We start from the raw sequence: 21747 nt of genomic DNA, 5'->3' as shown, positions 1-21747 counted from the left end.
ATTTAGTTTATGGATGCTTAAGAGAATAAAATCATGTATTTGTTAATAATATATATTATTAGGTTTTGTGGGGTTGTTATTATATGAGTATTGAAGATGATATGCGAAAAAGTATTGAAAAAGGTGTAGAAAAAGGGGTTAGTTAAGGCAGTAGAAAAATTGCTTGATGAAGGTTTGGTAAAAGAAGTAACTCAGGATATAATTGATGTAATAATATGTAATATACTGAAAGGTATTGAATCTACTATTTTGATAGAAGCAATTCTGAAAATTGTTTTAACAGAAAAGTTAAAATCGACCCCTATTATAGTAAGAAAAGCAATTGAAAGTAAGTTCGGTACCATTAAAGATAATGAGTTAGTTAATGAAATAAATAGAATTAAGGATTTTGACGATATTGATGTTATTGTAAAGAAGGTAACCCAACTTAATTCATTGGAAGCTACAAAAAAATATATTAAGAAATTAAATTCAGTTTGATTTATAGCCAGAATGTAATACTTCAGGATTTTAGTGATAAGAAATTTTCATAGATTTGTATTGCAATATCAAAATATCTGTTATATCATATATATAACAGATGAAATGGATGGGGGTTGATATTATGGTGTCAAATGTAAAAATAATGTTTATGGTAATTTCTTTGATTATTGCGTTAGTAGGCCCTATTGTCTTGTCAATAATAATTACAAAAAAATATAAAGCATCGTTCTTACCAATTCTTGTAGGAGCTGGGGTGTTTATTGTGTTTCAAGTACTTTTTAGAATACCTTTGCTTGCTAAGTTTGGGAAGATGGATTGGTATCAAAAACTATATGAAAACAAAATACTTATAAGTTTATTTCTAGGTTTAACAGCTGGAATAGTTGAAGAAATTGGAAGATTTATTGGTTTTAAGCTTTTGCGTAAAAATAAATTTTATGATTATAAAAATGGTATAGCTTTTGGAATTGGACATGGAGGAATAGAAGCAATCATTTTAGTTGGCTTAACCTACATTAATAATATAGTTATGTCTGTTATGATAAATGCAGGAATATTTGATGAAATGATTGGGGCAAATTTAGCGCCGGAAACAGCAGCTTTTGTAAAATCTCAATTAATTGATACGGAAACCTACGTTTTTTTAGTTGGTGGGATAGAAAGAATATTTGCTGTTATTATACAAATAGCATTAACACTAGTGGTTTTATACGGTGTTAAAAATAAAAAGAATATTTGGGTATTGGTAGCTATATTATTACATGCAGTTATTGATACACCTATAGCACTATTGTCATTAAACGGTGCAAGCATATTTATTTCTGAAGCCTATACTATGGTATGTGCTGCTGTGGCTCTTATATTTATAATTAAAAGTAAAAAAATCTTTTCTAAAGAAAATGAAATAAAAAGATATTAGGGGATTTTCCTTAATATCTTTTCATTTATTGTTCAATTTTTAATATTTATTATATATAATTAAGGGGATAATGATTTTGTTATATAATAAATTCAGGGGGAAATAAATTGACAAGAGAAATATTAAAGTATATTGGTTCTATTGATTCTAAAGGTAACATGAAAAATAAAGTGTATATGGGAGATGTTAATTAAAAAAGAAAGGAGGACAAAATGCCGGTTCAAGCTTTATTGTATAATAACGAAATTATATATAAAAAATGGTATAAGTTTATAAATGAAGGTTTTCTAGAAAAAGAAGGTCTGAGAGCAGAAATATATGAATCTTGGAAAAGATGCAAGGAATTTGGGATAGATCCTTTTGGGGAGGAATCAAAAGATCACCTAACTCAAAAAGAATTAAACAAGAAGTATAGGGATCTTATGCCTCTATTGAAAATGGCAAAGCCCTTTATGGATAGTTTATATAAATTTTTAAAAGATACAGAATTCATCATTAGATTAACAGATAAAGATGGTTATGTTCTTATGCACATTGGGACTGAAAATGTAATACAACATTATGTCGATAAAGGGTATAGTGATGGATACAATGTAAAAGAAGAGTATATTGGCACAAATGCTATTGGGATAACATTGAGAACGGGTAATCCTATACAAGTACTAGGTGCTGAACATTACACAAGATACAATCATAGATGGACCTCTTCAGCTGCACCTATAAAAGATGATAACAATAGAGTAATGGCTGTATTAAGTATTACAGGGTGTTGTGAATTAGTTCATCCACATACTTTAGGTATGGTAGTTGCTGCAGCTGAAGCTATTGAAAAAGAAATTAGCATAGAAAAATCCAATGAAAAATTAAAAACAATAAATGATGGTTTTCAACAAATAACAGAAGCAATTAATGAGGGGATTATAAGAGTAGACAATAATGAAAAAATAATCAGTGTTAATAGATTTGCAAGAAGACTCCTTTCATATAAAGAAAATGATTTACTTGGAAAAGATTTCAAAACAATCCTAAGCCATGATAATAGGTTAGAACTTATTAGAGGTATTTTCAAAGGAAGAAGTTTTGAAGAAGAAGAAATAAGATTTAGAACTCGCACAGGAAGAAAAAAAATGTGTAATATAAATGTATTTCCAATAAAAACTATAGATAGAAGAAGTAGTGGGGGATCTGTTTTAACTTTTAGAGAAAATAAAGTTGTTCATAATTTGGTAAATAAAATTGTTGGTGCAAATGCAAGATTTACTTTTGATGATATATTAGGAGAAAGTGAGGCTATTAAGAAAGCTATAAAGCTAGCTACTATTTCAGCGGATATTAATACTACGGTATTTCTTAATGGTGAGAGTGGTACGGGTAAAGAGATGTTTGCGCAAGCTATACATAATAAGAGTGATAGAAGAGACTATCCTTTTGTTTTTCTTAATTGTGGTGCTATACCTAGAGAACTAGTATCCTCTGAACTTTTTGGATATATTGAAGGTGCCTTTACTGGTGCAAAACGAGGTGGTCATCCTGGAAAATTTGAGTTGGCTGATGGAGGTACTATATTTCTTGATGAGATAGGAGATATGCCATTAGATACTCAAGCTAACTTACTTAGAGTTTTAGAGGAAAGGAATATAGTAAGAGTTGGTGGTCATGATGTTATTCCAATTGATGTAAGAGTTATAGCAGCTACTAACAAAGACTTAAAAAAAGAAGTTGAGCTTGGAAATTTCAGAGACGATCTTTTTTATAGGATAAATGTAATGCCAATTCATACACCAGCTCTCAGAGAAAGAAGAGAGGATATAAAAATTTTGATAGATTTTTTCTTGAAAAAGTTTTCTTCAAGCTCTGGAAAAATAATTGCGGGGGTAGACGATAGTTTTAGTAGAGCAATGATTTCATACAATTGGCCTGGAAATGTTAGGGAGTTGCAAAATGTAATGCAAAGAGTTGTTAATGTAGTGGATGATGAATCTGTATTATCTTATAAAGATCTTCCTTTAAATCTTAGTGCTGGGGATTCTTCTATAAAAAATACTAAAGGAGCTCCTTTGATTACTTTAGATGAATTGGAGAAAAATGCTATAAAGCGAACTTTAAAAGAAATGAAGGGAAATGTAGCTGCTACAGCTAAGATTTTAGGCATTGGAAGAAGTACATTATATAGAAAAATGAGTAAATTTAATATAAATGAAGATAATTTTAATTGAATTTCAATTTTATAATGGATTAAGTTGAATACGTGTGTATCAAAATGGGACCAATGATTCAAAATGGAACATATAATATGTCGCATTATAGAATAGATGTACCATAATGATACAAATCAAAAAAGATTGCTAAATGTTTAGCAATCTTTTTTGGATATTTGCAATAGTTTTTCACAATAATATGGTTAGAATGGCTTTATTACTTAATTAAAATTTATTGATAAGAATAATGTAAACGATATAAGTATTGGCATGAAAATTGCATATAGATAAAGTGAATTATAATAATGCTACGGAGGTGTTAAAATGACATATTTACTTATATTACTTTATTCATTATTTTGGTTAATTTTGTCACAAAGGTTAACCATTGAAGTAATATTCTTGGGACTTCTAATAGGTATATTGGTGTTTTGGTTTAATAAAGAACTAATAAATAATGAAAATATTCCAGTGCTAAAAACTTTTAAAAAGATAAAAATTTTGAGTTTATATATCCTTGTTTTATTGAAGGAAATTGTAATAGCAAATATAGAAGTAGCTGCAATTGTTTTGAATCCAAAAAGTAAGATTAATCCTTGTATAACAACATATGAGACAAAATTGTCAAATGAGTTTTGGCGAACTATTTTGGCAAATTCAATAACGTTAACACCAGGAACTTTGACTGTCAGTATGGTAGGCAATAAGTTAACAATACACTGTTTGAAACAAGAGTATGTTTCTGGAATTATTGATTCGAAGTTTGAAAAAATATTGTTGAAAGTTGAGGAAGTAAAATGATTAGAATATTAGTAGTTTCAACCATATTTTTATCAATAACAATCTTAATGTGCATGTATAGAGCAATAAAAGGACCATCAGCGGAAGATAGGTTAATTGCAATAAATGTTGTTGGAACAAAAACAATAGTTTTGATATTAATAGTATCTTTTATAATGCATGAAACATATTTTGTAGATGTTGCATTAGTTTATGCGCTTATAAGTTTTATAGCATCTGTAATTATTGCAAAATCTATAGAAAATTCAGGAGGAGAAGATTAATGAGAATAGTTTTATCATCCTTATTCCTTGCAGGTGGATTATTTTTCTTCTTTGTAGGTACAGTAGGAATTTTAAGATTCAAAGATATTTTCACAAGAGCACATAGTGCTGCTAAGTGCGACACTTTAGGTGCTGTCCTCTCGTTAACGGCGTTAATTATATACAATGGATTTAATTGGGTAAGCTTTAAATTAATTCTAATTATAGTGTTTGTTTGGATTACAAATCCTACAGCTACTCATCTTATTGCAAAAGCTGCATTAAAAGGGGATAAAAAAAAGAAAATAAAAGAGGTGAAGTCTAATGAAAATGTTTAGTATAATAATGCTTTTATTTTTAATTGCATTTTCAATAGCAGTTTCATCAATAAAAAATATATTAGGATCAATAATAGTTTTTATGGTATATAGTTTAATTATGGCTATACTATGGCAGCAACTAAATGCCCCTGATTTAGCTATTACTGAGGCGGCAGTAGGTGCAGGAATTACCACGTTACTATTTGTGTTAACACTAAAAAGAATTAGAGGGATAAAGAAATGAAGAAAATAGCTTCAATTATTATAACGTTGAGTTTAATATCTGTTTTATTGATTGGTGTAATGGATATGCCAGAGTTTGGTAAGAAGGATAATCCAGCTAATAATGAAGTATACGAATACTATATTCAAAATACTATGAAAGATACTGGAGCAACTAATATTGTTACAGGTATTATTTTGGACTATAGAGCTTTCGATACATTTGTAGAAGCTACTGTTTTATTTTCAGCAGTGATTACTGTGATTATTGTACTAAAAAAGGATGAAAAGGAGAATTGATATGAAAGATACAATTTTAAGAGAAACTAGTAAGATGATAATTCCTTTCATTCAAATATTCGGAATCTATATTATTTTTCATGGTCATTTGAGCCCTGGAGGAGGCTTCGCTGGAGGTACGGTAATAGGTGCAAGCTTTATATTATATAGAGTTGTCTTTGGAAAAGAGGCTGCAAGTAATAAATTATCCTATAAACGATTGATGAGAACTATATGTTTTTCAATAATGCTGTATGGAATAATTAAAGGTTATAGTTTCATTGTTGGAGGAAGTCATTTAGATTTACCTGAATTACCAATAGGGACCATAGGAAACATTATCAGTGGAAAATATTTATTGCCGCTAAATATTTTAGTTGGAATAATAGTAGCTATAACAATGTATGTTATTTATGCACTTTTCAGTGAAGGAGATATTTAGAATGGATAGATTGATAACAAACTATTATGAAGTTGGAGCAGTAATACTATTTGGGGTAGGTTTTGCAACTTTGCTACTTCATAATAATTTAATAAAAAAAATAATCGGTATGAACATAATGGATACAGCAGTATTTTTATTTTTTATAGCAAAGGGATATATAAAAGGAATGGAAGCACCAATTATTGTTAATGTAAATGAAGGTGTGAAATCTTATGTAAATCCTATACCAACGGCACTAATGCTTACTGGTATTGTAGTTGCAGTGAGCGTAACAGCATTTGCCCTTGCAATTACTATTAAAATTTATGAAAAATATGGCACCATAGAATTAGATGAAATAATGAAAATGGGAGGATAATATATATGATGAAGAGTTTACCACTTGTATCAATATTAATATTATTTTTAGCGTCTTTTCCAATGCCTCTTTTTAAGAAGAAAGGGACTGTAAAAGCGATAAGTGTTTTTTCAATGGCATCAGCATTTATAGTTTCACTTGTGGCATTAATATACGTACAAAAAAATGGAGCATATATATATAGTGTTGGTCATTTTGAAGGGCCTATAGGAATAGAATTCTTTGTTGGGAATATTGAAACTTTACTATCTACAGTATTTACCTTTGTAGCTTTAATGATAACTTGGTTTTCAGTGTATAGTATAGATGGTGATATAAAGGAAAAGAGAATTCCACTATATTTTTTGCTGGTAAATATCTTAATAGCATCAATACTGGGTTTATTGTATACAAATGATTTGTTTAATGCTTTTGTATTTATTGAAATAGGAACGATTACGTCTTGTGGAATAATAATTGTAAAAGATAAAAAGGAAAATATTAAGGCTACCTTGAAATATTTAATAATGAGTACGTTAGGGTCAGGTCTTGTGTTAATGGGAATTGCTTTTATATTTTCAATTACTGGACAATTAAATATAAGCTATATTCATGAAGCTATAGCTCCAATTTATAGCGATTATGAAAATGCTATTTTAATAGCCTTAGGACTTTTTACAATTGGTATAGGAGTAAAATCAGCTATGTTTCCGCTACATTCATGGTTACCGGATGCTCATTCGTCTGCACCGACTTCATCATCAGCAATATTATCATCTTTAGTTTTGAAAGGCTATGTATATCTATTGATTAAGATATTGTATAGAGCTTTTGGACTGCAAATAGTTAATGCTTTTCCTATACTTAGAATTATTCTGATTTTAGGTAGTTTAGGAATGATAATGGGATCAGTATTTGCCATTTTCCAAAAGGAATTAAAAAGAGTTATTGCTTACTCAAGTGTAGCTCAAATGGGTTATATTTTCTTTGGTATTGGTCTAGGTACAGAATTAGGTTTTACTATAGCAATATTCCATATGATAGGGCATGCTGTAACAAAATCAGCATTATTCTTGATATCAGGAACGATGATTCATAAAACAGGAAGCAAAAAAGTTGAAGATTTAAAAGGTATAGGAAAAGAAATGCCTTTAACACTTACATTGTTTTTATTTGGAGCACTTTCAATGGTGGGAATCCCTGTACTTCCAGGTTTTGTTAGTAAATGGTATTTATCCCTGGCAACTATAGAGGCAGGAGATTTGATTTTGATTGCAGTAATTTTGTTATCAAGTTTGCTAAATGCTGTTTATTATTTTCCAATAGTTATAAATGGATTTTTTGGTGAAGATAATCTAAAAGATAAAGTGTATAAATCGAAAATGGTGGAAATTAGAGAGATGATGCCTGTAATCATATTGATTATTTCTATGATTCTTGTAGGGTTAGTTTCTAAGAATTTAATTGACTTAATCAGTGTAGGGCTCTTATAGGAGGAAAAAAGATTGAAAAATTTATGGATTATGCTTCCAGTGCTATTCCCTGTAGCATTAGCAATGCTAGTGTTTTATTTAAAACCGGAAAGAAAAAAAAGAAATATCATTATGGGAACGGGTATTTCTGTAAATTTATTATTTGTAGTGTATGTTATAAAGTTTTTAAAAGTAAGAGAACTACACATTTTTAAATTTAATGATTTTCTTCATATTTACTTTAATATTGATGAATTAGGGATTGTATTTGCTTTACTTGTTTCTATTCTTTGGATATTTACAACTATATACTCTATGGAATATATGAAACATGAAGGAAAAGAAACTCGATTTTTTATGTTTTTTTCTATAACATTAGGAGTTACTTTAGGAATTGCATTCTCAGGAAATTTAATTACATTATATTTCTTTTATGAATTTTTAACACTTTGCACATTTCCTTTAGTAATTCATAAAGGGAATAAAAAGGCACTTAAATCAGGAAAGAAATATTTAATATATTCGTTTGGAGGAGCTACATTAGTTTTATTAGGAATGATGCTTTTATATAGCATGACTCAGAATATGAACTTTGTACCTGGTGGGATACTAACTGATTTAGCTGCTTACAATACTAATCTGGTTCTAGTAGCTTTTATTGTAATGTTTATGGGGTTTGGCGTAAAAGCTGCAATTGTACCATTTCATTCATGGCTACCTTCAGCAATGGTTGCTCCAACACCTGTAAGTTCGTTACTTCATGCAGTTGCGGTTGTAAAATCCGGAGTTTTTGCGTTAACAAGAATTTGTTATTTTATTTTTGGTGCTAATGCTATTGAAAGCACTGGAGGCCAATTTTATATGAGTATATTTATAACACTTACAATCTTGATGGGGTCCTTCTTGGCACTACATCAGGATAATTTAAAGAAAAGATTAGCATACTCAACTATTTCACAATTAGGATATATATTATTGGGTCTTGTCTTATTAAATGAAGATGCTTTAGTAGGTGGACTTTTACATTTGGTAAATCATGCTGTAATTAAGATAACATTATTTTTCTGTGCTGGTGCAATAATGTATACTACACATAAAACAAAGATAAGTGAAATAAATGGTATAGGAAAGAGAATGCCAATTACTATGTGGTGCTTTGGGATTTCATCGATATCACTTATAGGGATACCGCCAACAAACGGTTTTGTTTCAAAATGGTTTTTAGCAATAGGTGGTTTATCTGTAGGCAAAGTTATCTTCCCAATCATACTATTAATTAGTGCACTACTTACAGCGTTATATTTAATGCCAGTCGTGGCAGCTGCTTTTTTTAAAAAAGGTGATTTTGAAGAAGGAGTTGAAGAAGCTCCAATAAAAATGCTAATACCAATCGTTTCGATAACTGCAATTACAGTTTTATTAGGAATTTTCCCTAATGTGCTTATTAATTATTTTATTAAAATAGCGGAAATGGTAATGTAAATAAAAGGAGGTATTTATTTGAGTTCGATTTTCTTGATTTATTTTATTCTAATATTTCCATTTCTGGGTTCATTAGTATCGTTTATTATTGGATTTAAGAGTGAAAAATATAGAGATATGTTTAATGTAATAATGACAGGAATAACTTTTTTAGCGGTTATTTTTTTATGGAAATTTGTTTCTTTGGAACCTGTTGAACTGAAAGTTGATAGTATAATGGGTACTGGATTATATTTAAAAATTGATGTTTTTAGATATATTTTTGTATGGCTAACAAGTTTTATATGGTTTTTGGTTACTATCTATTCTACACAATACTTGATTAGCTATAAGAATAGAAATAGATACTATTTGTTTTTTATGTTGACACTATGGAGTACAATGGGTATTTTTATGTCAGAAAACCTTTTGAATCTATTTACTTTCTTTGAAATAATGTCCCTTACGTCCTATCCGTTGATTATTCATGATGAGGATAGATATGCACATAAGGCAGGAGATACTTATATTACAATGGCTGTTACTGGTGGTTTGATTTTATTAATGGGATTATTTTTGCTGTACGATTATACAGGAACATTAATCTTGAGCGAAATGCATCATGAATTTGAGCATTTAGGGAGCGTAAAATATGTTATAACAGGATTAATAATTACAGGATTTGGAGTTAAAGCAGGAATGTTTCCACTTCATGTGTGGTTACCAAAAGCTCATCCAGCAGCTCCAGCTCCAGCATCGGCAATATTATCAGGAATACTATTAAAAACAGGTATTTTTGGTATACTTATTACAACTGAGTTTATGCTTGAAGGAGATATATATGTTTCTACAGTTCTTTTAGTATTAGGATTCATTACGATGTTTATGGGTGGATTTTTGGCAATGTTTCAGAGAAATATTAAGAGAATACTTGCATATAGTTCTATGAGTCAAATGGGATATATACTAGTGGGAATAGCTCTTATGGGATTCTTAGGAGAGCATAAAACAATTGCTTTATATGGAACTATTTATCATATAATTAATCACGTCATTTTTAAAGTGCTTTTATTTATGGGAGCAGGATTGGTTTATATGGTACTTCATGAATTAAGTATCAATAAAATAGGTGGTTTTGGAAGAAAAGAAAAGGTACTAAAAACTGTTTTCTTTGTGGGATTATGTGCTATAATCGGTTTGCCTGGATTTTCTGGCTTTGCAAGTAAGACTTTGCTTCATCATGCATTGACAGAAGGACTTCACAATTATAATGGATGGGCGACTGTAGCAGAAATAATATTTACATTGAGTTCTGCATTTACAGTAGCGTATCTTTTGAAAATATTTATTGCAGTATTTGTTGAAAAAAGCGACCATAATATCCATATGGTTAAAGCTAAAATTACTAAAAGGGCATTACTGCCAATGATGATTTTAGGAGTTATGATAGTTTATATTGGAGTATTTCCAGAATCAATGATGGGTATATTGGAAAAAGCTATAAAATCTTTTCCACATACACATCCTTTAGAGGGAACTCACTTCTTTACTAGTGGGAATATAGTAACTTCTTTATATACAATTGCTTTGGGAATATTAATTTACTTAGGATTTATCAGAAAATTCCTCAGAAAAGGAGAAGGAATTCATTGGCGCTATGAGAACATTGCATTGAACTGGTTTAATATTAACAGACACATATATAGACCAGTTGGAAAAGCTTTAATACATGGCTCATCAAAATTGCTAAAGGTAGTTGATGAAAGCTTGACGACTTTAGTTTTATTAGTTTCAACTGCCGTTGAGATGCTTGGTAAAAAAGAAATTGAAGTGGGTAAATTTGCTTATACTAGAACTCGAAGAAAAGTAAAAAAAGCACTTGATGTAAAAATAAATCTTTCGGATATGACGAAGAATCTTTATAACGAAAAAGATATAGAAACTGTAACACATTTAATTGAAGAAGAAGAAAAGTTAATAACTAATGTTAAAGAAGGGTTTAATAAACTTCGAGTAACTTTTAATAGTGTAACATATTCGATATTTGTATTTGCTGTTGTGCTAGTAGTGATTCTTATTGTGCTTGTTTTTTAAAACATGAGTAAGGGTAAAGACAACTTAAACTTGACATTTTTGTTTGTTACTATTATAATTTCAATAAATAATTCATTTTGGTAAGAGATAGAATAGATTTTATTAGATTTTTTATTATAATGATAAAGTTTTTGTTCAATGACAGGTGATAATGATGAAAAAGAATAGTAAAGAGGTTGCTTCGGATGTAAGTACAGCTATCAAAAGTTTTGAGAAAGATTACATGGGAAGAGGCCCTCAAGATATAAAGACATTTGTTTTAGAAGATATGATATTAGTTAGACTTAGAGGAATACTTACTCCGGCAGAACAAAATTTAGCTTCCCATGAAGATGGAATTAGTTTAATTAAGCAAACGAGAATGAAGTTACTTGAGAATGCTAGGGATATTTTAACCAATATTGTTTTTGAAATAGTTGGAGAACAGGTTTTAAGCTTGCATACTGACATCGATGTTGAGAAAGATGAAAGAATTATAATATTTACCTTAAATAATAAATTATAATCTATATATTTGACAGATTTTATAAAGGAAATGTATACTTCAGTTATAAATAGGTCATTATAAAGCATAGTTGCTTTGTAATGACCTTTTTTATATTTGTTTTAAGATTATGTTGATTTAATACGTTAGGCAGGTTATTTATAAATTGCGAACAAGTTCGAAATTTATAGTGACAAGTTTAGGATACCTTTCTCAAGCGAAAGCTTTTAACTAAATAAAAGATAAAAAAATTCCTTTTGCGTAGCAAAAGCTCATTGTTGCATCATCGAAGATGATAAAGGCTTAGTTAAAGATTTTCTGCAAGAAAATCATAATTAATTTGTCACTTGTAACTTATCACTTGTCACTAATTCACTTCGTCTTTTATTTCTATCACGAATGTATTTTTAGTACCACAAGTTATTAAACAAAAATTTATATACAAAGATAATGGGGGACATAATATGAAGAAATACTTAATTTTACTTTTTTCTACTTTTATTTTATTAGTTTTGGGGGCTACTTATACTTATAGTGTATTTTTAGAATCTTTTACTGGGGCTTTTGGAATCTCTAAATCTGTAGCATCTATTCCATTTTCAATATTTCTATTTTGTTATGCAATGGGCATGGGGGTAGCTGGAAAACTTTATTCAAAATACTCGCCAAGAATATTGACTTTTTTAGGTGGAGGATGTTTTGCCTTAGGATTTATATTATCAAGTTTTACACAAAATATTTTTCAACTATCAATTACTTATGGATTATTAAGCGGGTTTGGATTAGCATTTGCTTATGTAACACCAATTACACTCGTTTCACAATGGTTTGTTGATAAAAAAGGATTAACTTCAGGAATAGTAATTAGTGCTTTTGGTCTAGGATCATTTTTTCTATCACCATTGTCAAATAACTTACTGAATAAAATTGGTTGGAGAAATACCTTAAGATACGAAGGAATAATATTCTTATTAATAATTGTTCTTAGTTCATTGATATTAGAAAGACCTAAAGAGGAGAACAATAAGGTTTTAAATAAGGAAAATAAAATTACTGTAACATATCTATTTAAGAATAAAACTTTTATTAGAATATGGGTATCTTATGTAGTTGCGCTAACTACAGGATTAATGATTATGGGGCATATCATACCAATAGCTAAGGAGATAGGCTTCAATCCATCAAAAGGCGCTGTACTTATTAGTATAATTGCTATTTTCAATGCGCTAGGAAGAATAACTATTGGTGTATTAGGAGATCGTTTTTCAGGAACTAAAATGCTCAGTATATTATATTTTTTACAGGGAGTAGTGTTTGTTTTATTTTTATTAGCTTACAAACTACCAATACTTTTATACATTAGTGTGATTCTATTTGGGTTTAATTTTGGAGGATGGCTTGTATTATATCCTATAGTATCTAGTGAGTATTTTGGGATAGAATCCTTGAGTGCCGTTTATGGAATTTTATTTTCAAGTTATGGTATAGCTGGTTTACTGGGACCTATTTGTATTAGTTTTTTACAAAGTATTTTTGGTAGTTATATAATTCCATTTCAGATATCATCTGCATTGTGTATATTTGCGTTTATTATATTGTTGCCACTAAAAAATAAAGGATTATACAGTTAGAAAGGCGCTCTATACCACTAAGAAATTCTAATTATTTTTTGAAATCAAAGGTATGTTTTAAAATAGTGTTGTTTATTTGTATGATAAAATGGTACAGCTTTATATATGAAAGTTGTACCATTAATTCGTATTTTAAGGGTAAGAAGAAGAGGCTTAATTACACCTTATCGTTTAATAAAACCATGTGTATATGGTCTTCCCATTTTCCATTTATCTTTAAATATTTATATGCCAATCCTTCGTTATAAAAACCTAACTTTTTGGCTATTCGTAATGAACGTTTATTTTTAGGCATGATATTGGCTTCAATTCTATGTAGTCCAAATTCATTAAACATAATGTCAATTCCTTTCTGAATTGTTTCAGTTATATAACCCTTATTAATTTCATCTTTATCTAATTTGTAACCAAGATGACAGGATAGAAATGAACCTCTTACAATGTTGTTAAAGACAACGGAACCTATTATTCTGCGTGCATCTTGCTTTTTGAAAATCCATAATCTGAACGAATTATTATTTTCAATATTAGATAACTCTTTATCTAATTGTTCTTGTTGATACTTCTTTGTATAAAATTCTTCGTACTTTATAGATTCCCACTCTTCTAAAAAAATTCTATTTCTTAAATAGTAATCTAAAACTAATTCTGCATAAGATTGGTCCAATATTTTTAATAAAAGTCTTTCTGTTTCATAAATTTTTTGCATTAAAATCACTCTCCAAAATTATATATGATTAGTGTAAAGACGCCTCTAACAAAGGATATTATAGCATTATTTATGAATAAGACAAAACTTTATATAAAATGATATTACCATTTCTAATATATCGCCATTGATTGCTATGAATATAGCAAATATATGCTTAGATTTACTTATTAAATCTTGTATATTTGCTACTTTAAAGTTAGAATAATGTTAGAAGATAGAGAGTGATATCTAAAAGAATTTAACTTTTTATTATATATTAAATATTGTAGATTGTAAATACAGAAATTAAAAATGTTTTTGTTCAACTAGAAAGTTATACAAATAATATTTTGAATTTTCAAAATTAATTGACACTAAATAAGATATATGTTAATTTTATACTATAGGATGTTTAAACCATAAAAAATAAGTTGAACTAACATCAAACTCAATATTTACCGCAGATTGAACATTTCTGACGCTATATATTGTGATTGAAGTTCAACTATAGTACTTTTGTGGAATAAACATAGGATATTTTTTAGTTGAAGGAGGCAGAACCTTGATTGAATCTTTAAGCATTGGTAAAACAGCTTTATTGCTTAGTATGGCATCAGGTAGAGATGAAGAGATGATTAGGACAGGTGCTGAGGAGCATGGGTATAAAGTGCTTAAAGGAAGAGTAGGTTCTATGGATTCAGCAAAGATTTTTGCGGCAATTGAGACTGCAGCAAAAAAAGAAGGGCTTATAAAAAAAGAATACAGAGAAGAACATTCGATTTATCATTCTGTTTTAGAAGCATATACGGGTATATGTAGAGGCCAAGTTGGTTTGGGTAATGTCTTACGTACTGCGGGATTGGTATTTAGCATTGTCAGGGGACCGAGGATTTCAGGAGATAATTCAGATGGAGAATGGGTAGCAATTGTTCTGTACGGAAATATGGGTGCACCTATAAAAGGTTTTGAGCATGAAGTTATAGGATTAGGTATAAACCCAGTATAAAATACAAAGCAGTTTACAGTTGAAATTTAACAGTATACAGTTAAAGAAAGCTTTTGATGATACTAAAGCTTTTTATTGAAGTAAAAGATTTAAAATCAATATAATGTGGTTTATAACCATATATTAAGAAATTTGAAATTTAGCCTAAAGAAATTAGAAAATAGGGGGCAAAACTCAAGTGTTATTTGAGTTTTGTCCTTTTTGCTTTTGTATCTTAGCACGATCTACCATGAACTGTGTACTAAAATAAGAAGGGAGATTGATTATATTATATGAATATGGTTTTTATTGATGGGGAAAGTTTAACATTGGAGAAATTAATAAATGTATGTAGAAATAATTATAAAGTTGTATTAGATAAGGAAGCTAAAAAGAAAGTGATGAAATCAAGAGAGATTGTAGATAAAATTGTAGAAGATAATAAAGTGGTATATGGGATAACTACAGGTTTTGGAAAATTTTCTAATGTCAGTATATCTAAAGAGGATAGTAAAACCTTACAGAGGAATTTAATTTTATCACATGCATGTGGTGCTGGTAATAATCTAACTACAGAAGCTGTAAGAGCAACTATGTTACTTAGAGTTAATGCTTTAGCAAAAGGATTTTCAGGAATAAGACTTAGTACTTTAGAGACACTAATAGAAATGTTAAACAAAGGAGTGCATCCTATTATACCTGAAAAAGGTTCTTTGGGAGCATCAGGGGATTTGGCGCCATTAGCTCATATGGTACTTCCTATGATTGGAGAGGGAAAAGCAGAATATAAAGGGAAAGTATTGAATGGCAGCGAAACTATGAATCTAGCAAAAATACCAACTATAAAATTAGTTGCAAAGGAAGGGTTAGCACTTATTAATGGAACACAAGTGATGACTGCAGTAGGAGCTTTGGCAATATATGATAGTGTACAATTAATAAAAATAAGTGATATTGCATCTGCTCTTACAATAGAAGCATTAAGAGGTATAAGGGATGCTTTTGATGTTAGAACTCATATTATTAGACCGCATAAAGGTCAAATAACTACTGCAGAGAATGTTTTAGCTTTGATTCAAGGAAGTACATTTGTTACAAATCAAGGGGAACTTAGAGTGCAAGATGCTTATTCACTAAGATGTGTTCCTCAGGTACATGGAGCAAGTAAAGATGCGGTTAGGTATGTGGAGGAAAAAGTTATCATAGAAATGAATTCTGTTACAGATAACCCCACAATTCTTGAAAGTGGTGATGTAATTTCAGGAGGAAATTTCCATGGCCAACCAATGGCTTTAAGTTTTGATTTTTTGGGTATTGCTTTGGCGGAGTTAGCGAATATATCTGAAAGAAGATTGGAGAGGCTTGTAAATAATCAATTAAATGATTTACCAGCTTTTCTTGTTAAAAATGGAGGGTTGAATTCTGGTTTTATGATTACTCAGTATGCAGCAGCTTCTTTAGTATCAGAAAATAAAGTTATTGCTCATCCTGCATCTGTTGATTCTATTCCTTCATCTGGTAATCAAGAGGATCATGTAAGTATGGGCACTATTGCAGCAAGAAAAAGTAGAGAAATTCTTGAGAATTCTAAAAGAGTTTTAGCAACAGAATTAATGGCAGCTTGTCAAGCAATAGATTTTAGAAATGGTTTAACATTAGGAAAAGGAACCTCAAATGCATATAAAACCATTAGGGAAACTGTGAAATTTATTACTGAAGATAAGGTTATGTATGAGGATTTAGAAAATATTACACAGCTTATTACAAATGAGAAACTATTAAAATCAGTTGAAAAAGATGTTAAATTGAATTATTAAAAAAGGAGATGATTTATTATGTCAAAAGTAGTTGAATGTATTCCTAACTTTAGTGAAGGAAGAGATAAAAAAGTTATTGAAAAAATTATTGATGCTGTGAGGAATAGAGAAGGTATCAAACTATTAGATTATTCTTCTGATAAAGATCACAATAGAACTGTAGTTACTTTTGTTGGTGAACCTGAATTAGTAAAAGAAGCGATTTTAGATATGGCTAATAAAGTATATGAAAATATTGATATGACAAAGCATGAGGGAGAACATCCTAGAATGGGAGCTTTGGATGTAGTTCCTTTTGTGCCTGTTAGCGAAGTTACCATGGAAGAATGTATTGATATTGCTAATAGAGTAGGAAAGGTTATTGGAGAAAAATACAATGTACCAGTTTATTTGTATGAAGAAGCAGCAAGTTCCCCTGAAAGACAAAATTTAGCTAAAGTTAGAAAAGGCCAATATGAAGGATTTTTTGAAAAGATTAAAGAAAAGAAATGGATACCGGATTATGGTCCAGTAAACATGAATAGCAAAAGTGGGTGTGTGGCTATAGGGGCTAGAGTTCCATTAGTAGCTTTCAATATAAATTTGGGAACGGATAACGTTGAGATAGCTACTAAAATTGCCAAGATAGTAAGACATATTGGTGGTGGACTTAGATATGTAAAAGCTATGGGAGTAACATTACAAGATAGGAATATAGTTCAAGTTTCTATGAATTTGGTGAATTATGAAAAAACTGCAGTTTACAGAGCTTTTGAAATGGTAAAGATGGAAGCAAAACGATATGGAGTACCTGTTATTGGTAGTGAAGTAATTGGATTAGTTCCTATGGCTGCATTAATTGGAGCTGCGGAGTATTATTTACAGATAGAAGAGTTTTCTACTGATCAAATCTTAGAAAAGAGACTTTAGCCTATGAAATTGATAATTAAAAATATAAGTTGCTTAGTAACCTGTAAAGGAAGTTTTCCTAAGAAAAAAGATGATATGAAAAATGCAGGAATAATTGAAAATGGCTATGTTATTGTTGAGAAGGATAAAATAAAAGCCATAGGACAAGGAAGTGGATATAAGCTATTTTTAGAAGAAGGAGATAAGATTATAGATGGTAACGGAAAAACTTTAACTCCTGGACTTGTAGATTGCCATACCCATATTGTTTATAGTGGGTCTAGGGAAAAAGAATTGTCTATGAAACTCAATAAAGTGAGTTACTTAGAAATATTGAGCAAAGGTGGCGGAATCTTAAATACGGTTAGAAATACTAGAGATGCATCTTTTGATGAATTAGTCCGGGAAAGCACGGAGCGTTTGGATTTAATGTTACTTCATGGAACGACAACAATTGAAAGTAAATCAGGATATGGATTAGACCGTCAAAGCGAAATAAAGATATTAGAGGTAAATAGAGAATTAGATTCAAAACACCCAATTGATATTGTTTCAACTTATTTAGGAGCTCATGCAATGCCAATGGAATATAAAGATAATAGAGAAGCGTATCTAGAGAGTATTATTGAAAAAGATATACCGTGGGTTGTAGAAAACAATCTGGCAGAATTTATTGATGTATTTTGTGAAGAAGGAGTATTTACCGTTGAAGAATCACGTAGAGTTTTATTAGCTGGTAAAAGAGCAGGCTTAAAATCAAAAATTCATGCAGATGAAATAAAATCTATAGGTGGAGCGGAGTTATCAGGTGAATTAAAAGCAATATCTGCAGAACATTTGGTTGCTGCTTCAGATAAAGGTATTAAAGCTATGGCAGATAATAATGTAGTTGCAGTATTACTTCCTTCAACTTCATTTTATCTAATGCTTAATCACTATGCTAATGCGAGAAAAATGATAAATAATGGAGTAATTGTAGCATTGGCCACAGATTGTAATCCAGGAACATCTCCTAATGAATCTCTTCAGCTTACTATGATGTTTGGCTGTTTTGGTATGAAAATGATGCCTGAAGAAATAATAAATGCTGTGACTATAAATGCTGCCTGTGCTATAGGAAGAGAAAAATCAATTGGAAGTATTGAAGTAGGTAAAAAAGCGGATTTAGTATTATTTGATAGTAAAAATCTTGACTATTTAATTTATCATATTGGTAGCAATTCGGTAAATATTGTAATAAAAGATGGAAATATAGTTGTTGAAAAAGGGAGTGGCATGAATGTTTAATAATTGTACTATTAAGGAATTTTTAGATGAATTGGCGTCTAAATCCCCAGCTCCAGGTGGTGGGAGTACAGCTGCATTAGCAGCTTCTTTAGGAAGTTCCCTTAGTTCTATGGTTTTTAATTTAACTATTGGCAAGAAGATGTTTGATGAGTATAGTGATGAAATTCAAGAATCTATTCATGATGCATTAAAAAAAGCAGAAGAGAGTAAAGAAGAGTTTTTAAAATTAATGGATAAAGATACTGAAGCATTTATGGGACTTATGGATGCTTTTAAGTTACCGAAAGAAAGTGAAGAAGAAAAAGTAATTCGTTCAGCAAAAATCCAGAAAGGACTAATAGATGCACTAGAGGTCCCTTTAGAGATGGCAGAAAAAGCTTTTGAACTTTATGATGTTATAAAAATTGCCTGTAAATATGGAAATAAAAATGCTATTTCTGATGCAGGAGTTGCCGCTCTTATGATTCAATCAGGAATTGAAAGCGCAGTTTTGAATACTCGTATAAATGTTGCAAGTATAAAAGATAAAGAATACAAAGGAAAAACTGAAGAGCGATGTAACGTTTTAGTTAACGAGGGTAGAATTTTTAGAGATAATGTATTAGAAGTTGTTTATGATGAAATAGGGGGGATTCAATGATAAGTAATAAAGAAATTTCAGAGGTTATGACAATCAAACTAGATAGGATATTGCCTGAAATGCCAGCATTTGAGACCGGCATAAGAAGAGCACCTGATAGAGGGTTTACATTAACTAAAGAACAAACAGAGCTAGCACTTAAAAATGCATTGAGATATATACCAGAAGAATTTCATGAAACACTGGCACCAGAATTTTTAGATGAACTTATGACAAGAGGACGAATATATGGTTATCGTTTTAGACCAAATAAAAAAATTTATGGAAAACCAATTGATGAGTATAAAGGAAATTGTATAGAAGGTAAAGCTTTTCAAGTAATGATAGATAATAATTTAAGTTTTGAAATAGCGCTATATCCTTATGAACTCGTGACCTACGGTGAAACAGGGCAAGTATTTCAGAATTGGATGCAATATAGACTAATAAAAAAATATTTAGAAATTATGAAAAATGATCAAACATTAGTAATAGAATCAGGTCATCCAGTAGGATTATTCAAATCAAGGGAAAGTGCACCGAGAGTTATTATAACGAATGCTTTAATGGTTGGAATGTTTGATAATCAAAAGGATTGGCACTATGCCATGCAGCTTGGAGTTGCTAACTATGGACAAATGACAGCGGGAGGATGGATGTATATAGGGCCTCAAGGAATTGTACATGGAACTTTCAATACTATTCTAAATGCTGGCAGATTAAAACTTGGAATTGGGCAAAATGAAGATTTATCAGGACATATTTTTGTATCATCTGGACTTGGAGGAATGAGTGGAGCACAAGCAAAAGCTGCTGAAATTGCAGGTGCAGTTGGAATAATTGCAGAAGTTGATTATTCAAGAATTCAGACTAGATATGAACAAGGTTGGGTTAAGGTGATATCAGCAGATCTAGATGAAATTTTCGGAATTTCTGATGAATATATAAGTAAGAAAGAACCAATTTCTATTGCATATCATGGAAATATTGTAGATTTATTAGAGTATGCAGTTAAAGAAAATAAAACGATTGAATTACTATCAGACCAAACATCTTGCCATGCGCCTTATGATGGAGGGTATTGTCCACAAGGCATAAGTTTTAAAGAAAGAACTGAAAAATTAAAAGAAGATAGAGAAGGATTTAAAACTTTAGTGGATAAAAGTTTACAAAAACATTTTGAGCTTATAGAAATTCTTGTAAGGAAAGGAACGTATTTTTTTGACTATGGGAATTCTTTTATGAAGGCTGTTTATGATGCTGGTGTAAAAGAAATTGGGAAAAATGGAGTAGATGAAAAAGATGGTTTTATTTTCCCTTCATATGTTGAAGATATTATGGGACCAGAGTTATTCGACTATGGTTATGGGCCTTTTAGATGGGTATGCTTAAGTGGTAAAAAGGAAGACTTAGTAAAAACTGATGCTGCGGCCATGGAATGTATTGACCCTAATAGAAGAGCACAAGATAGAGATAATTATGTTTGGATAAGAGATGCAGAAAAGAATAAATTGGTAGTTGGAACTCAAGCAAGAATACTGTATCAAGATGCTTATGGTAGAATGAATATTGCTTTAAAGTTTAATGAGATGGTTCACAAAAGAGAAATTGGACCTATAATGATTGGAAGAGACCATCATGATGTAAGTGGTACTGATTCTCCTTTTAGAGAAACTTCAAATATAAAAGATGGAAGTAATATAATGGCGGATATGGCTATTCAATGCTTCGCTGGAAATGCAGCAAGAGGTATGAGTTTACTTGCTCTCCATAATGGCGGTGGAGTTGGTATAGGAAAGGCTATCAATGGAGGTTTTGGATTAGTTCTTGATGGAAGTGAACGAATTGATGATGTTATAAAATCTGCTATGCTTTGGGATGTAATGGGTGGAGTTGCTAGACGAGCATGGGCAAGAAATGAAAATTCCATCACTACAAGCATGGAATACAATAAAATAAATAAAGGCAAAGACCATATCACAATACCTATGGTAGCCGATGATGATTTGGTAAAAAATGCTGTTAAGAAGGCATTTGAATCTAAATATTAATAGAAGTAATCTTAAGAATTT

General features: G+C 30.4%; 22 protein-coding genes. 21 read left to right on the top strand and 1 reads right to left on the bottom strand.

The annotated features are described in order from the left end of the window. Positions 1 to 159: 159 nt before the first annotated feature. From ACQ3F0_RS06870 to ACQ3F0_RS06800, 15 genes are all read left to right on the top strand, one after another. Entirely contained in the window at positions 160 to 480 is a 321-nt protein-coding gene (locus ACQ3F0_RS06870) for a hypothetical protein (protein WP_428864413.1), read from the top strand. Between the two features lie 124 nt (positions 481 to 604). Next, positions 605 to 1402 carry a YhfC family intramembrane metalloprotease gene (locus tag ACQ3F0_RS06865; protein WP_428864412.1) on the top strand — a complete coding sequence of 266 codons (798 nt, stop codon included), beginning with the start codon at positions 605 to 607 and terminating at the stop codon, positions 1400 to 1402. A gap of 212 nt (positions 1403 to 1614) precedes the next feature. Then, a complete protein-coding gene (locus tag ACQ3F0_RS06860; protein ID WP_428864411.1) occupies positions 1615 to 3618 on the top strand; it encodes a sigma-54-dependent Fis family transcriptional regulator in 2004 nt (667 codons plus the stop codon). Between the two features lie 306 nt (positions 3619 to 3924). After that, a complete protein-coding gene (locus ACQ3F0_RS06855; RefSeq protein ID WP_428864410.1) occupies positions 3925 to 4401 on the top strand; it encodes a Na+/H+ antiporter subunit E in 477 nt (158 codons plus the stop codon). Continuing rightward, positions 4398 to 4664, top strand: a complete 267-nt coding sequence (locus ACQ3F0_RS06850; RefSeq protein WP_428864409.1) for an MrpF/PhaF family protein — start codon at positions 4398 to 4400, stop codon at positions 4662 to 4664. The genes ACQ3F0_RS06855 and ACQ3F0_RS06850 overlap by 4 nt, the downstream gene beginning before the upstream one ends. Further along, a complete protein-coding gene (gene mnhG / locus ACQ3F0_RS06845; protein WP_428864408.1) occupies positions 4664 to 4981 on the top strand; it encodes a monovalent cation/H(+) antiporter subunit G in 318 nt (105 codons plus the stop codon). The genes ACQ3F0_RS06850 and mnhG overlap by 1 nt, the downstream gene beginning before the upstream one ends. Continuing rightward, positions 4968 to 5207: a hydrogenase subunit MbhD domain-containing protein gene (locus ACQ3F0_RS06840; RefSeq protein WP_428864407.1), complete on the top strand. Its 240-nt coding sequence runs from the start codon at positions 4968 to 4970 to the stop codon at positions 5205 to 5207. Before mnhG ends, ACQ3F0_RS06840 begins: the two co-directional genes overlap by 14 nt. After that, a complete protein-coding gene (gene mbhE, locus ACQ3F0_RS06835) occupies positions 5204 to 5485 on the top strand; it encodes a hydrogen gas-evolving membrane-bound hydrogenase subunit E (protein ID WP_428864406.1) in 282 nt (93 codons plus the stop codon). The genes ACQ3F0_RS06840 and mbhE overlap by 4 nt, the downstream gene beginning before the upstream one ends. Position 5486: 1 nt before the next feature. Then, positions 5487 to 5906 carry an MnhB domain-containing protein gene (locus ACQ3F0_RS06830; protein ID WP_428864405.1) on the top strand — a complete coding sequence of 140 codons (420 nt, stop codon included), beginning with the start codon at positions 5487 to 5489 and terminating at the stop codon, positions 5904 to 5906. Position 5907: 1 nt separating this feature from the next. Continuing rightward, a complete protein-coding gene (locus ACQ3F0_RS06825) occupies positions 5908 to 6267 on the top strand; it encodes a sodium:proton antiporter (protein WP_428864404.1) in 360 nt (119 codons plus the stop codon). Between the two features lie 5 nt (positions 6268 to 6272). Next, positions 6273 to 7739, top strand: coding sequence for a complex I subunit 5 family protein (locus ACQ3F0_RS06820; protein WP_428864403.1), 1467 nt, complete (start codon positions 6273 to 6275; stop codon positions 7737 to 7739). Between the two features lie 12 nt (positions 7740 to 7751). Beyond that, on the top strand, positions 7752 to 9200 hold the full coding sequence (locus ACQ3F0_RS06815) for a monovalent cation/H+ antiporter subunit D family protein (protein ID WP_428864402.1): 1449 nt from the start codon (positions 7752 to 7754) through the stop codon (positions 9198 to 9200). An 18-nt stretch (positions 9201 to 9218) separates the two neighbouring features. Further along, entirely contained in the window at positions 9219 to 11273 is a 2055-nt protein-coding gene (locus ACQ3F0_RS06810) for a complex I subunit 5 family protein (RefSeq protein ID WP_428864401.1), read from the top strand. A 154-nt stretch (positions 11274 to 11427) separates the two neighbouring features. Then, positions 11428 to 11778, top strand: a complete 351-nt coding sequence (locus ACQ3F0_RS06805) for a Na-translocating system protein MpsC family protein (protein ID WP_428864400.1) — start codon at positions 11428 to 11430, stop codon at positions 11776 to 11778. A gap of 443 nt (positions 11779 to 12221) precedes the next feature. After that, positions 12222 to 13388, top strand: a complete 1167-nt coding sequence (locus ACQ3F0_RS06800; RefSeq protein WP_428864399.1) for an OFA family MFS transporter — start codon at positions 12222 to 12224, stop codon at positions 13386 to 13388. A gap of 157 nt (positions 13389 to 13545) precedes the next feature. Here ACQ3F0_RS06800 and ACQ3F0_RS06795 read toward each other — a convergent pair whose 3' ends face one another. Continuing rightward, on the bottom strand, positions 13546 to 14097 hold the full coding sequence (locus ACQ3F0_RS06795; RefSeq protein ID WP_428864398.1) for a GNAT family N-acetyltransferase: 552 nt from the start codon (positions 14095 to 14097) through the stop codon (positions 13546 to 13548). 544 nt (positions 14098 to 14641) lie between these two features. On the opposite strand from ACQ3F0_RS06795, the gene hutP reads away from it, so the two are divergent. The 6 genes from hutP (at position 14642) to hutU (ending at position 21726) form a co-directional block, all read left to right on the top strand. Then, on the top strand, positions 14642 to 15085 hold the full coding sequence (hutP, locus tag ACQ3F0_RS06790) for a histidine utilization transcription antiterminator HutP (protein WP_428864397.1): 444 nt from the start codon (positions 14642 to 14644) through the stop codon (positions 15083 to 15085). Between the two features lie 272 nt (positions 15086 to 15357). After that, positions 15358 to 16881 carry a histidine ammonia-lyase gene (gene hutH, locus ACQ3F0_RS06785; protein ID WP_428864396.1) on the top strand — a complete coding sequence of 508 codons (1524 nt, stop codon included), beginning with the start codon at positions 15358 to 15360 and terminating at the stop codon, positions 16879 to 16881. Between the two features lie 18 nt (positions 16882 to 16899). Beyond that, positions 16900 to 17790, top strand: coding sequence for a glutamate formimidoyltransferase (ftcD, locus tag ACQ3F0_RS06780; RefSeq protein ID WP_428864395.1), 891 nt, complete (start codon positions 16900 to 16902; stop codon positions 17788 to 17790). 3 nt (positions 17791 to 17793) lie between these two features. Continuing rightward, the gene (gene hutI, locus ACQ3F0_RS06775; RefSeq protein WP_428864394.1) at positions 17794 to 19056 is read left to right on the top strand and encodes an imidazolonepropionase; all 1263 of its coding nucleotides are present in this window, start codon (positions 17794 to 17796) and stop codon (positions 19054 to 19056) included. Further along, entirely contained in the window at positions 19049 to 19696 is a 648-nt protein-coding gene (locus ACQ3F0_RS06770) for a cyclodeaminase/cyclohydrolase family protein (protein WP_428864393.1), read from the top strand. Before hutI ends, ACQ3F0_RS06770 begins: the two co-directional genes overlap by 8 nt. Continuing rightward, a complete protein-coding gene (hutU, locus tag ACQ3F0_RS06765; RefSeq protein WP_428864392.1) occupies positions 19693 to 21726 on the top strand; it encodes a urocanate hydratase in 2034 nt (677 codons plus the stop codon). Before ACQ3F0_RS06770 ends, hutU begins: the two co-directional genes overlap by 4 nt. Positions 21727 to 21747: the final 21 nt, after the last annotated feature.

The sequence above is a fragment of the Clostridium sediminicola genome, from assembly GCF_050402865.1.
GTDB lineage: Bacteria > Bacillota > Clostridia > Clostridiales > Clostridiaceae > Clostridium_AF > Clostridium_AF sediminicola.
The sequence above is the reverse complement of the archived record's forward strand: the minus strand, read 5'-3'. Positions and strand labels throughout refer to the sequence as shown.

Bases quoted from the DNA above. Each gene is read 5' to 3' on its own strand.
- ftcD (WP_428864395.1), top strand. From the start codon at position 16,900: ATGTCAAAAGTAGTTGAATGTATTCCTAACTTTAGTGAAGGAAGAGAT.
- ACQ3F0_RS06860 (WP_428864411.1), top strand. From the start codon at position 1,615: ATGCCGGTTCAAGCTTTATTGTATAATAACGAAATTATATATAAAAAA.
- ACQ3F0_RS06800 (WP_428864399.1), top strand. From the start codon at position 12,222: ATGAAGAAATACTTAATTTTACTTTTTTCTACTTTTATTTTATTAGTT.
- ACQ3F0_RS06830 (WP_428864405.1), top strand. From the start codon at position 5,487: ATGAAAGATACAATTTTAAGAGAAACTAGTAAGATGATAATTCCTTTC.
- ACQ3F0_RS06770 (WP_428864393.1), top strand. From the start codon at position 19,049: ATGTTTAATAATTGTACTATTAAGGAATTTTTAGATGAATTGGCGTCT.
- ACQ3F0_RS06855 (WP_428864410.1), top strand. From the start codon at position 3,925: ATGACATATTTACTTATATTACTTTATTCATTATTTTGGTTAATTTTG.
- hutI (WP_428864394.1), top strand. From the start codon at position 17,794: ATGAAATTGATAATTAAAAATATAAGTTGCTTAGTAACCTGTAAAGGA.
- ACQ3F0_RS06850 (WP_428864409.1), top strand. From the start codon at position 4,398: ATGATTAGAATATTAGTAGTTTCAACCATATTTTTATCAATAACAATC.
- ACQ3F0_RS06820 (WP_428864403.1), top strand. From the start codon at position 6,273: ATGATGAAGAGTTTACCACTTGTATCAATATTAATATTATTTTTAGCG.
- mbhE (WP_428864406.1), top strand. From the start codon at position 5,204: ATGAAGAAAATAGCTTCAATTATTATAACGTTGAGTTTAATATCTGTT.
- hutU (WP_428864392.1), top strand. From the start codon at position 19,693: ATGATAAGTAATAAAGAAATTTCAGAGGTTATGACAATCAAACTAGAT.
- mnhG (WP_428864408.1), top strand. From the start codon at position 4,664: ATGAGAATAGTTTTATCATCCTTATTCCTTGCAGGTGGATTATTTTTC.
- hutH (WP_428864396.1), top strand. From the start codon at position 15,358: ATGAATATGGTTTTTATTGATGGGGAAAGTTTAACATTGGAGAAATTA.
- ACQ3F0_RS06805 (WP_428864400.1), top strand. From the start codon at position 11,428: ATGAAAAAGAATAGTAAAGAGGTTGCTTCGGATGTAAGTACAGCTATC.
- ACQ3F0_RS06825 (WP_428864404.1), top strand. From the start codon at position 5,908: ATGGATAGATTGATAACAAACTATTATGAAGTTGGAGCAGTAATACTA.
- ACQ3F0_RS06865 (WP_428864412.1), top strand. From the start codon at position 605: ATGGTGTCAAATGTAAAAATAATGTTTATGGTAATTTCTTTGATTATT.
- ACQ3F0_RS06840 (WP_428864407.1), top strand. From the start codon at position 4,968: ATGAAAATGTTTAGTATAATAATGCTTTTATTTTTAATTGCATTTTCA.
- ACQ3F0_RS06795 (WP_428864398.1), bottom strand. From the start codon at position 14,097: ATGCAAAAAATTTATGAAACAGAAAGACTTTTATTAAAAATATTGGAC.